This window comes from Actinomadura opuntiae (assembly GCF_030283205.1).
GTDB lineage: Bacteria > Actinomycetota > Actinomycetes > Streptosporangiales > Streptosporangiaceae > Spirillospora.
Window position 1 is genome coordinate 558,937 of sequence record NZ_JASNWF010000001.1, and the last position, 11,693, is coordinate 570,629.

Annotated in this window: 10 protein-coding genes; 2 read left to right on the plus strand and 8 right to left on the minus strand. The window is 67.4% G+C overall.

All coding sequences use genetic code 11. The features are described 5' to 3' along the window. Positions 1–33: 33 nt before the first annotated feature. The 8 genes from QP089_RS02870 to QP089_RS02905 form a co-directional block, all read right to left on the minus strand. Positions 34–1,851, minus strand: coding sequence for a relaxase/mobilization nuclease domain-containing protein (locus QP089_RS02870; RefSeq protein WP_285909589.1), 1,818 nt, complete (start codon positions 1,849–1,851; stop codon positions 34–36). A 28-nt stretch (positions 1,852–1,879) separates the two neighbouring features. Beyond that, on the minus strand, positions 1,880–2,200 hold the full coding sequence (locus QP089_RS02875; RefSeq protein ID WP_285909590.1) for a hypothetical protein: 321 nt from the start codon (positions 2,198–2,200) through the stop codon (positions 1,880–1,882). Positions 2,201–2,789: 589 nt separating this feature from the next. Further along, complete coding sequence (locus QP089_RS02880; protein ID WP_285909591.1) at positions 2,790–3,368, minus strand: hypothetical protein; 579 nt, start codon at positions 3,366–3,368, stop codon at positions 2,790–2,792. A gap of 258 nt (positions 3,369–3,626) precedes the next feature. Beyond that, the gene (locus QP089_RS02885; protein ID WP_285909592.1) at positions 3,627–4,622 is read right to left on the minus strand and encodes a helix-turn-helix domain-containing protein; all 996 of its coding nucleotides are present in this window, start codon (positions 4,620–4,622) and stop codon (positions 3,627–3,629) included. Positions 4,623–5,224: 602 nt separating this feature from the next. Next, complete coding sequence (locus tag QP089_RS02890) at positions 5,225–6,439, minus strand: cytochrome P450 family protein (protein WP_285909593.1); 1,215 nt, start codon at positions 6,437–6,439, stop codon at positions 5,225–5,227. Between the two features lie 36 nt (positions 6,440–6,475). Continuing rightward, complete coding sequence (locus tag QP089_RS02895; protein ID WP_285909594.1) at positions 6,476–7,750, minus strand: MAB_1171c family putative transporter; 1,275 nt, start codon at positions 7,748–7,750, stop codon at positions 6,476–6,478. A gap of 46 nt (positions 7,751–7,796) precedes the next feature. Next, complete coding sequence (locus QP089_RS02900; RefSeq protein ID WP_285909595.1) at positions 7,797–8,357, minus strand: hypothetical protein; 561 nt, start codon at positions 8,355–8,357, stop codon at positions 7,797–7,799. Between the two features lie 88 nt (positions 8,358–8,445). Continuing rightward, a complete protein-coding gene (locus QP089_RS02905) occupies positions 8,446–8,970 on the minus strand; it encodes a helix-turn-helix domain-containing protein (RefSeq protein ID WP_285909596.1) in 525 nt (174 codons plus the stop codon). Positions 8,971–9,391: 421 nt separating this feature from the next. Between QP089_RS02905 and QP089_RS02910 the strand changes: the two genes are divergently transcribed. After that, positions 9,392–10,096 carry a hypothetical protein gene (locus QP089_RS02910; protein WP_285909598.1) on the plus strand — a complete coding sequence of 235 codons (705 nt, stop codon included), beginning with the start codon at positions 9,392–9,394 and terminating at the stop codon, positions 10,094–10,096. Positions 10,097–10,608: 512 nt separating this feature from the next. Next, positions 10,609–11,319: a PhzF family protein gene (locus QP089_RS02915; protein WP_285909599.1), complete on the plus strand. Its 711-nt coding sequence runs from the start codon at positions 10,609–10,611 to the stop codon at positions 11,317–11,319. The last annotated feature ends 374 nt before the right edge of the window (positions 11,320–11,693 follow it).

The following is an 11,693-nucleotide window of genomic DNA, read 5'->3' on the forward strand; positions in this document are numbered from 1 at the left end:
TCCCCGAACTCCAAACGCGGCCGGGCCACTTGATCACGGGCGTCTCCTGCCTCGGACGGGTTGAGCCGGGCCCGTCGACGCCGGTCTGCCGGTGGCGTCGGGCCTTATCGGAGCCCAGGGCGTCGGGAAGCCGGCCATGGCTAGGTTGACCTGCGAAGGGGACGCCATCGGCTCCCTCGGCCACGGCACGGGACTCCTCGCGGCGAGTCTTACTTCACGGGCATGCGCGGCGGCTGTTCGGGCTGCGTCTGCTTGCGCGCGGCGCTGCTGAAGCCGGCGAACCTCGGCGATGGTGTCGAGCAGAGTCACGAGGTTGGCGACGAGCAGCACGGTGGACACCGTCGTTCGGTTCCTGATGGAGCCTGCGATTCCGAGGAGCCTCGCCGTTGTGCGCAGGGCGTTGCCGGCGGAAGTCGGACGAGGGATACGGCCGTAGGGCGCGCGGGCGGCGCGGTCGTAGACGTCGGCGGCGCGATTCAGGTGGCGGTTGCCGGTGGCGCGAGCAGCTACACGCAGAGCGTCAGAAGCGGCCCAGCAGGCGTCCTGAGCTGCGTGCGGGTTCGTGGCCAGATGGCGGCGGATCTCGGCGGTCGCGTAGGCGGCGGCGCTGGCCGCGTCGTCGTAGAACGCTTGCCTGTCTTCCGGCGTCAACTCGTCGCGTTCGGCCGTCGGCCGAGGACGCGGGCCGTCCGCTGACCAGCTCCGCCGAAGGTGGGACAGGGAGAGTTCATCGGCGAGGCGGCTGCCGGGGAACCAGGTCGGTTCCTCTCCGTCGCGCTCGGTGGGGAGCGCGACGGCGTAGCCGGTGATCTGGCCGGGATCGAGCCGGCTGTAACGCAGCTTCACCCGCAGGCCCTCGTCCTGAAGTCGGTGCAGGAACTGAGTGATCGTCCGAGACTCGTCCGCAGCGCGGCGAACGGATGTCCGCAGCACGACTCGTTTTGTCCGCGCGGACAGGTGTCGGCCGTCCAGCGGACCAACGGCGGACGGCGTGCGGACAGAGTTGTCCGCGCTCGTCCAGCGGCGGCGGAGCTGGGGCAGGGTGAGGTCGGCGGCGAGCTTGCCGCCGCCGTACCAGATCGGCCGGCCCTCAGCATTCACGTCACCGGGCAGGGCCACCGCGTATCCGGTGACCTGGCCGGCCGTCCGCTGGCTGAAGCGCCGCCGCACCAGAACGTCCTCGGCTTGGAGGCGGTCGAAGAACTCTTCTTCAGTGCGGGCACCGGCTGCGGCCGTTTGGACTGTGCGGTGCAGGAGCGTACGGGACGGCACCGCCCGGCCACGGCGGACAGCCTTCTCGGTCTCGCCGCGTTTCGGACGGCGGGCGGCCGTCCGGTCCGCCGGCGCCGTGGACCGCAGGCCGAACCGGTCCTCCATCGCCCGGCAGGCGTCCCTGACCCGATACCCGTCGTTCCACACCTCTGGACGGACACCGTCCGAGCGGGCAAGCGTCGCAACGATGTGGACATGGTCGTCGGCGTGGCGGACGGCGATCCAGCGGACGGCCTCGACGTCCTCATCCGAGGCCAGTCCCGTCCGGTGCATGATCTCTCTCGCGACCTGCGCCCACTGGGCATCGGTCAGGATCGGGTCTTCGGGAGCGGCCCGGACGGCGCAGTGCCAGACGGGCTTGCGGTAGTTGCGCTCACCGAGCAGCGCGAGTGGCTGGGTCAGCAGACCGTCCAAACGGCGAAAGTCGCGGCCACCAGGTCCCACCGGCGGTTCCAGGTCGATCGGGTCGTCGAAGCCGGCGACGATGTGCGGGTCGCGATGCTCGCCGTTGGCGCCCGGGCCGTACAGGTAGCGGAGCAACCCTTGGACCCGGACGCCGCGCAGAACCTTCCCGATCACGCCGTAGCGCTCGTCGGCATCGGCGTAGTCACGGGAGTCGTGTTCTCAACTCCTCGGCCAGGTCATCGAGCTTGCGTACCGTCCGCGCCACCGCATCGGCGTACCACTGCAACGTCGTAGCCAGCTCCCCCGAGTTCACCGCGGCGACCGCCTGGTTGAGGTTGACGCCGATCCGCTTCGCCTGGGCGCGTGCCTCCAAGACCGCCTCCAGCAGTTCCCGGAGCTGGACGGAGTCCGCTCGCGCCGTGCCGCGCACCTCGGCCATCAGTGCCTGCGCCGCCCACGCGCCGGTCGCCAAGTGCTCTCGCTCGGCCGCCGCCGACAGCGTCGCGTACTCCTCCTCGGACAAGGTGATCGAGATGCCTCGTTCGCGCCGTGGGTCGCGATGCGCCCGACGGTTGCGTCGCGTGGTCGAAGCGGGCTTGGTCTTGCCACCTTCTGCCATCGGTCTCCTGTCTTCGGATCGCGCTCGATCCGATGTCGCCGCTGCGGACCGCGCTCGGTCCGCAAGCGAAATCGATTGGATTTCCATTTCTTGCCCCGCGCCGGCTCAGGCCCTCCCGAGCGGTGCGGTCTCTGGATCCCGCCCACGTCGTACGCGCCCCGGGTGCTGGCTGGACCGTCAGGTCGGCACCGCAAGGAACGACGGTTTCATCGCTCATCTGGCCGCAGTGGAATCCTCAGATCCGACTGCCTCAGTCGATGAGCGACACCGGCCAAGACGCGTTGCTCAAGCCCGGCGCCCTGCCGGGCGAGCGCTCACGGGCGCCGAACCACGGTCACGCTGAGAACTCGCCCGGCAGGCAACGCAGCGTCCCTTCACGGGACTCGCCTGGCGACGAACACGCTACGGCGCGCCCTGCAGGACCCCGGTCCGTCGGGTCCCTGATCGCAAGCAGTCCCCTGGCTCCGTGATACGGACGCTCTGCGGCATCGGGTCACATCTCGCGGCGTGGAGGCGGCGGCTTGGGATGTGGGCGATGTTCCGGTGCTGCCGGTTCCGTTCGGGAGCCGGGCAGGACGTCGCCGATGCGGTGCGGGAAGCCCTCAGCGGCCGACTGAATCTCTGTCGAAGCCGTCTCGGCGCACTCGTCCGTCGGCGTCTGCTCCTTGGAGGCTGCTCGCTGCTGCGACTCGGTGTCGTCTTTGGTTCCGTGGATGTCGGCGAGGGCTCGCCGTGCGCGCACGAAGGATTCGCCGAGGTCCATGGACTGCTCGGTGGCCTTGACCAGCGCATCATGCGCTTTCAGGACGGACGGGAGAGGATCATCGCCGCGGTCATGTCGCAGCCGGCCCGCGTCGAGTGCCTTGTCGAGGAAGACGTCCAGCTCCTCGGCGACCTTGACCAAGCGGAACATCGTCTGAGCCAGATTGCCCACGATCGTGCGGACGGCTTCAGGCCGTGTCAGGCCGGGCGGACCCTGAACGAGGTGGTTGAGCGTGCGAGCGTGTTCGTGTAGCTCGCCCGCGAGGAGTTCGGTGCGCTCATCGGTGGTGGTGGTCTCGTGATCGACCATGCAGGAAGTTCCTCCAGGTTGTTGTGGATCGAGCCATGCAAACTCCCTCCGTAGATGCCAGCTGGCAGCCTTTGGAACCCACTAGAGGCGCCTAAGACTGTTTGCGCTCCATACTGTCCCTGGTTTGCACGCTGCCGCCAGTGCCGCCACCGGCGTGGCGGAAGATCGAGCGGCTGTTCTGTCCGGCGGCGACTCAGAACCCATGCGTCCAGGGCTGAAGGCGCTGCAGAGTCGGCTCGCGGACACAGGGCCCCGAGTTCATTTGATCCAGCCGCGCCGAACCGCAGCGGCCCCGGCGGCGAAGTAGTGATCGTGGCCGAGCATGTTCCGGATGGCCGTCGAGTGCCGCCGGATCGTGGAGACGCTCACCCCGGCTCGCCTGGCCATCTGCACGTCCGTCAGGCCTTCCACCAGCATGTTCAGGACCTGCCTCTGCGGCGCGGTCAGAGGGCTGTCAGCGGCGGCGGCGCCGAACGGCGCCGCCCGCTCCCACAGGAACTCGAAGTACTCGCGCAACGCACCGATGATGACGGGCGAACGGATCAGCAGCGCCCCCGTCATGCCGGTCGGGGTCAGCGGAAGCAGCGCGACCGCGTCGTCGGCGAGCTTCATCTTCATGCCGATCCTGGGTAGCAGTCGGGCTTCCTCTCCGGCTTCCACCGCGACCTGGATGGTCTTGAGACCGACAGGGTGATCAGCGGTGGCGGACTCGTAGATGGCCCGGCACCTGACGTGGCCTTCGAATGCCGGCGGAGGCGGGATCGCGGTCAACTCGTCCATCGGACGTTCGACCGACTGGTTGTCCAGCGTCAACCATTCATGCCTCGCAGAGCTGATCAGACCGCGTGCGATCCGGCCGATCTGTTCGCGGTCGACGATGACCTGTACCAGCTGGTCGCTCGAGCCACCCGCCGAGGTCGACCACGGATGCGTCTCGGCCATTCGGCGCTGCCCGGCCAGCAGGCGTTCTTGCTCGGCCACCATTCGCCGGGATAGATCGGCCAGCCTGCCCTGCAATGCCAGATCTGGCGGGGTCGGCACCAGGTGCGGTGGCAGCCCCGGCCCGGAAGACCGGACGAGCGCCATTCCCGCGCTTAGCAAGGCCTCCACCTGATCGGCGCCATCGAGCAGATCCGCTGCCTCAGCGTGCGGGCATCCGTCCATCCGCAGCAGCCGGGTGTAGAGGTCCAGCAACTCGTCAGGAACGATTCCCGCCAAGAGCCGCTTCGCCGCCTGCTCGGCCTCGGTACGCACTCGTCACCTCTTTCGGTTCCATCCCGCCCCGTTGATCAACCGGACCAGGGGTTATCACATGAACGTTCTCGCTCGTATTCGTCCGTCTAAGCAGCGGTCGGCGGCGAACGGCCGAACTCAGTGGGATCGGCCTCCAGCACCGCTCCCTCGCGCCCGCGCGTCGCGCCGACACGCGCGGCCGGTTCCGTCGGCACATCACACCTGGCCGCCGAGGGCCATCCCTGCCAGCGGTGAAGCTCGACTGTGAGGACGGGCGCCACTTGGTGGCCCAGTGCCCGCAGTTGCCGGACGATGTTGCGAGGGCTGCGGGTGGGATCGGTGCGCCGTTGGTGCCAGTCATGGCTGGGATGGCCAACGGCGGCTCCCTCGTTCGGCCCGTCTAGTGAGTGAGCAGCTTGAGCCATGGCGCCCTCCGTAGGGTCGTCACCTGAACGATCAGTCATCACCTTTAGGTGAAGACTGGATACGGAGAGTAGGCAGTTACGGACTCTGCGTCAACGATGGCGCGGCGCTCTACCGTGGCGCGGGTTTGAAATAAAGGTGATGGGCGTCCGTGGACTGCCAGCACGTACCGGTGCAAAGCGGTCGATCAGACCGAGGGTTCAGGAGGGGCCGAGGCACCAACGGACGGGAAGCGTCCGCAGACCGCGCATCATCCGACTGGGGCGCCATGCAAGCCGTTCAGGGGCGACGTCCAAGCGCAGACCAGGGAGGCGGCGCAGCAGACCCGCCAGGGCTATCTGGGTTTCAGCGCGAGCCAGCGCAGACCCCAGGCAGTAGTGGGGACCGTGACCGAAGGCCAGGTGGCCGGGTCGGGACCCGGCACGGTCGACGTCCAGGGTCGCAGGGTCGGGGTAGTGGTCGGGGTCGCGGTTGGCGGCACCAATACCGACCATGACGATCTGCTCGGCGGGGATCGTGGCCGAGCCGTAGCTGACCGGTTCGGTGGTGAACCGGACGGTGGCGATGCCGAGAGGCGAGTCGTAGCGCAGGAGCTCCTCGATGGCCGGGGCGAGCCGGTCAGAATCGGCGGCAACGGCGGCATGTTGCGCGGGGTGGAGCAGGAGGGCCAGCACGGCGTTGCCGATGAGGTTGGTGGTGGTCTCGTGCCCGGCGACAAGCAGCAGCACCGCAAGCGACACCAGTTCCTGCCGGCTGAGGTGGTCACCGTGTTGGCGGGCCGCGATCAGGGTGTCGAGCAGGTCTCCGTCCTCGTGCCGAGGGGCCAGCTCGCGGGTGGCGTTGGATTGTTTACGGGCGACCAGGGCCGTCATGTAGTCGGCGATGCGATGGGAGGCCTGGTCCCGGACGGCGGGCTCGCCGGTGGCGAACTGGGCGTTGGACCAGTGGCAGAGTTGCGGGCGATCGTTTTCGGGGACGCCGAGCAGTTCGCAGATGATGGTGACCGGCAGCGGTACGGCGAATTCGGTGATCAGGTCGGCGGAGCCCTTCGGCACGATCGCGTCAAGAAGTTGATCGGTGATCTGCTGGATGCGTGGGCGGAGCCGGGCGACAGCAGCAGCGGTGAACGCCGGGGCGACCAAGCGGCGCAGTCGCGTGTGGTCCGGAGGGTCGGTGCTCAGCATGGTGGTCCGCAACTCCGGGGCGATGTCGCGGCGGTCGCCGAACACGTATCCGAAGCGGCGTGTGTCCTTGCTGAACCGTGGATCGGCCAAGGCGGCGCGGGCCTGCGCATAGCCGGTGATCAACCAGGTGTGATGACCACTGGGAAAGGCCCGCACCCGATGCACCGGGCCTTGGACGCGCAGTTTGTCATAGAACTGGTAAGGGTCGCGGTGGAAATCGGCGCCGAGCACAACGAACTCCTCGATCTGGATCAGATGGCACAGGGATCATGGACGTCCAGGAGACGGAACCTCGGCGGGGAGCTCAACCGAACCGGCGCCAGCGGAGAACGCCATCGACACTTGCACCAGCCAGTCGGCCTCGCTGTCCAGATCGTCTCCGGGGCCAATGCTCGTCGTGGCTTTGTCCTGACGTCTGGTCTGCGAGCCGGTTTCAGTGACAGTGGGGTTGTGGGCGTGCCCCTCGGCAGGACGTCCGGACCGGTAGGCGGCCAAGGCCATGCGGATAGAGAGCGCCTCCCGCCGTGCCGCTGCCTGTCGCGCATCGAGCCCGGTACCACACGCGGTGCTCTCGCCTTCACGTCCCTCGGACTTGCGATAGGGCCCAAGGAGCAGCAGCCCGTCACGGATCTCAATCACCCGGCGGTGCACCCCAAAGCGGTAACTGAATCGATCCCTACCGTTCCTGGGCAGCACGATTTCGGGCATGGCCGCCGCAAATTCCGTCCACAGCGGCTCCAGTCGCCGATAGGTCCGCCGATACCGAAACTCTCGCACCGGAGCCACCGCGGCCGGTCCCCACGCGGGCAGGGTCATGCCGATCGTGAGCGCCAGCACCGCCAGCACGGGCAGGCCGACCGCGAACACGCAGCCCGGGGGATACAGCGGGCTGGAACATGGCGTTGCATATCCCGAAGCCTGCGGATCCAGGCCGAGCCACAGCTTGACCACTCCCACCATCTTCTCGACCAGGTAGACGATCCCCAGGACGCATCCCACCGTCACGATCCGCAAGCCGATGCGCAGCGCCGGCCGTGCGGCCGGACTCGCGTACCGCACGGTGATCACCGCCAGGTAGGCAAGAGCCACGCCCAGGAACACCACATAGATCAGGATGTAGCCCGCCAGCGTTGGGCTGTTGCGGTAGAAGGGAGCGAAGCTCCCGATGACCGCCGGCAGCGAGCTGGCCACGAACAGCCCGGTCATCGCACTGACTGCGACCAGCAGCGCCACCAGCCACCCTCGGATGCGCACCCGGGCCTCCCCCGGCGGGCGCGTCACGCTCAGCGAATGCGCCAAGAAGGCGAAGGCGGCCACCATCGTGCACAGATTGGACAACAGACGCCCCAGATTGGGGTACAGCTCGTTCTCCAAGTGCTGCGCACCGTTGGAGATCAGCACCAATGCGATCCCGACCATTGCCAGCAGCAAGCACATCGCGCCCAGGCCCGGCGGCGGCTCAGGCTTGCGAAGGCCGCGCGCCTTGTATCCCGCCCCGGTCAACGCCGTCGCGGCCACCGACCAGAACACCAAGTTGATCAACAACAGTCCCCCCGGGATGATGCGTGTCGTACGCTCGCCAGTGCTGCTAGCGACTCGACTCCCCCGCCGCGTTGCCGACCGGCGCCCTGATGGTCGCGGCCGTCTCGATCGGCACGGAAGGCCTGAGCACCGAATGGCGCCCCCAGATGCTCTCCAACCGGCCGAGGACCACGGCGACGGCCGGATCCGCGGCATCGGCACGATGACCAGCCCGATGAGGTCGCGACCGTTTCGCGACCAGGGTGGCGAAGTACTCGGCTTCGCGCTCTTGCTCGTCGGTGTAGGAGGTGCGCCCCAGCACCGTGCGCACCAGCGCGGGGTGCAGATCGGGCAGCAGCACCTCGGCCAGATCCGCCACCGCCAACCCGCCCTGGTGGCCGGCGAGCAGATGGCCGATCTCATGCAACGCGATGTGTTCGCGATGGAAGGGCGTAGTACTCGCCGTGGCGTACACGTAGTCGGTGTCGGCGGTGGACACGTACATCCCGCACAGGCCCTTCGGCATGGCCGTGACCGGCAGTACCCGGAGCCTCCGGCCCGTATGAGCGGCAACGCGAACACAGAACTGCTCGAAGTCCCATGGCTCTGGGATATCCAGTGCCTCCACACGAGCACGACACCGCCGCCGCAGCGTCCCTCCCCACACCCGGCCATCCCCCCGTGTCCGCACCGGGCACCCCGCCCGCCGACCGAACTTAACGCGACTCTTCCGTCACGGAACGTGATTGTGTCATAGGTGACTCGCCTCTCGAAGCCGAATCGGCATCGTCGAGTCGGGCTCGCTGTTCCAAGCGCGCTGTCGACTCGATCAGTTCACCGACCATCTGCTGCGCCTCGGGCGACAACTGTAAGAAGCTGCGCAGGTGCGCGCCGCGCACTCCGGTATCGCGGAGCATGGTCAACAACTCGATCTGCTCCTCCACGGTCCTGAAGATCTCGTCGTCGAAGAAGTAGGAAGGGGGGACGCCGAAGAAGGCCGCCAAGGCTTCGAGCACCCTTTTGGTGGGATTGTCGTGCTTGCCGGTGCGCAACTTCCACAAGGTGTTGTGCGAGACCTTCTCCCCGGTCATCTCTTCTATCGCGACCGCGGCTTCCTGAGCGGAGTACGGGCCACGCCCCACCGGATGAACCCGACGAAACAGCCAGTCGACCTTACGAGCCAGAGGCGGCACCGCGACGTCACCGCCCCTCTCCCCCGACACGGTGTCATCGCCAGCCACAGAGCATCTCCCCCTCTCCCGCCTCTGAAGACCGCGGTCGCCATTATGGCACCGTCACCCGCTGCAAAGGCCGAACTGACCATCTCCCCGGCTGGCAAGGCGAACCCTTCGCTCCGTTTCGTCACCCTTGACCACATACACCCTCATCAAGCTTTAGGACACGATTTTCACAGGTTGACGTACGCAACGTCCAGTGGTCGCCCCCGACTGAACACTTGCGCTCAGTGACTAGAACTCGCCAGCCGTCCCGGTGGTGCCCGTGCCGCCCTACTCGACGGGGAACCTGCCTTTCCAGCGGCCTTAGAAGGACCGCCGCGACTGACCAGATGTCGTCAGTACGAGTTTCGACCACGCATTGAGTCGGCCGTCTCCAGTTTCATCGTGACCCGTCAGCCCGAAACCGACCTTGGAGGTCACGACAATGGACGTCCTCAGCAGCACCCGCTCCTACGAGAAGCGGTCGACGACGAACCACCGGACTCCGCAAGTCCCATCCCTCACCACATCCCGCCCACACCCGCGCGCCCGCCTCAGCGCCCTCCTCAGCCGCTACGCCGGCGGACGCCTTCGGACGTCGTTTCCACCCAACCAGGCCGCCGAACTCCTGGCCCGCACCTTCGGACACGCGGAGGGCGCCGGCTTCATCGGCCCCGGCGCCCACGATCTCCTGCGCGCCATCCTGACCGAGGCCCTCACCACCAAGACCGGCGTGTCCTGGGTGATCGCAACAAAGCACGACCTGCAGAGCCTCGGCACCGACGCCTTCGACGACGCGACGCTGGACCGATTCTCCTCGCGCCTGCTCGTGACGGAGACCCTCGAGGACACCATCGAGCGCCTGGAGTTCGAGGCCGACGTCACCCGGGCACTCGACATCAACAAGCCCCTCACCACCGAAGCGTCGCTGCTGTGGTTCTCCTCCCCCGGCCCGGACGCCGACGTCGTCCACCAGACCCTCGATCACTGGCCCGGCACCAGCCTCACCGCACTCATCGCGGGTCCCTGGCCCTACGGCCCCACCCACCTCATCGAGACCGACGGCCCCCGACCGCTCCCCCAGCACCCCGTGAGGATGCTGTCGGTACAGCAGGCCGTCGCCGAGCTCCACCAAACGCCGACGAGCTAAAACACGGAACACCGACCTGGTGCGGGCCTCGGATGAACTCCTAGGCCGCACCAGGTTTGCCTCCGCTACCTATAACCGCAGCCGGAACGCGGGTGCCCCCGCCGAACGCGGTCAGCACGAGCAGGCCGCGCCCATGGGCAACTCGGCTCGAATACTGAAGCGCTCCTCGATGGTGCACACTGCGGCTTGACGCAAACGTACAAAGGCGACGGCGACGGATGCGTCCCCTGGTAAAGGCACGTCAGGGCATCGGAACGTCCCCGGCTTCAACGCCCGTTCCGACCATCGATCCTCCAGATGCTGAGGACCCGGTCGATGACGGCCAGCGCAGCCGTGCGGGTAGCTATTCAGCCTGAGTGAGCTTCTGTAGGGAACCGAGATCGCTGTCCAGATGGTGTCTGGTTTGTCCACGCGGTGTCTTACTGGCGGTCCTGGTCTTACTGGCGGTCCTGCTGTCCGGGCGGCCGGTCGCCATGGAGTGCCTGCTACGTTGCCGCATCATGACAACATGCATGCTGGTGCAGGCGTTCGTGAACGCTGAGGGCGGCCACGGTAACCCCGCTTTGGTGATCGTCGAGCCAGAGGGCGCGACGGCGACGTCTCAGCAGCGTCAGGACCTGGCGGACGCTCTCGCGATCCCCGCCACCGTGTTCGTCCAGGACGCTGTCGAGGGCCGGGTGAGCATCCACAGTAACTATGGGTTGCCCATCCGATTCGGCGGCCATCCCTTGCTCGCCACGGTCGAGGTCCTGCACCACCTCGGCTTCCCCGTTACCGCCATCGCGCCTGAAGCAGGCCGCGTCTCATGTCGCCGCGATTCCGACGGCACCGTTTGGCTGACCGCTCCGGCGGCCTGGTCCAAACCCTGGCGGCACTACCAGATGGACAACTCCGAGCAGATCGACGCGCTGACCGGGCTACCCTCCGGAGAGGACTTCACCCAGGTCTGGGCCTGGATGGACGAACCTGCGGGCCGGATGCGTGCCCGGCTGTGGGCGCCACGCATCGGCAAGGGCGAAGACGAGGCGTGTGGTAGCGCCTCCATGCTGCTGACCCTCAAGCTGGCTCGCCCGCTCGAAGTCCTGCACGGCCGCCACCACTCGCTCATCCTCACACGTCCGGTGGACGAAGAACTCGTGGACCTCGGAGGCCAATGCGTCCTCGACCCGCCGCCCGCTGAGGTCCAGGCCAAGGTCGACGCCTTCTACGGCCAGGCGTCCTGACCGCCACAGCGCCCTGGGCATGCTCACCCCGATACAGTTCGAAAACACACCCACCGTGGCATGAGATCCAACAATCCGACTCCACTCAACCCGGGGCACACCAGAGCCTCCATCCGACCCGGGGCGCTTCATCCACCTCGACCATCCCCAGCCCCCTGGGCTCCCTGGTCAACAGATGTCTTGAGTATGCCCGTTCGACAGACGTCGGCGACGCAGTGCGGCAGCGATGCGCCAACGGCCCCCAGCCCGGTGATGCGCGACACTCAGCTACCCCTCCGCCGGGAGCCAACAACAACACCACCTCGCTGCCTGCCTGGGAGCCGGTCCAGGTGGGAGATCGGCATACGCAAGACGAAGTGGACGGCGGTGTGTGG

Coding starts and splice junctions, on each gene's coding strand:
- QP089_RS02910 (WP_285909598.1), top strand. CDS start 9,392: ATGGACGTCCTCAGCAGCACCCGCTCCTACGAGAAGCGGTCGACGACG.
- QP089_RS02915 (WP_285909599.1), top strand. CDS start 10,609: ATGCTGGTGCAGGCGTTCGTGAACGCTGAGGGCGGCCACGGTAACCCC.
- QP089_RS02880 (WP_285909591.1), bottom strand. CDS start 3,368: ATGGTCGATCACGAGACCACCACCACCGATGAGCGCACCGAACTCCTC.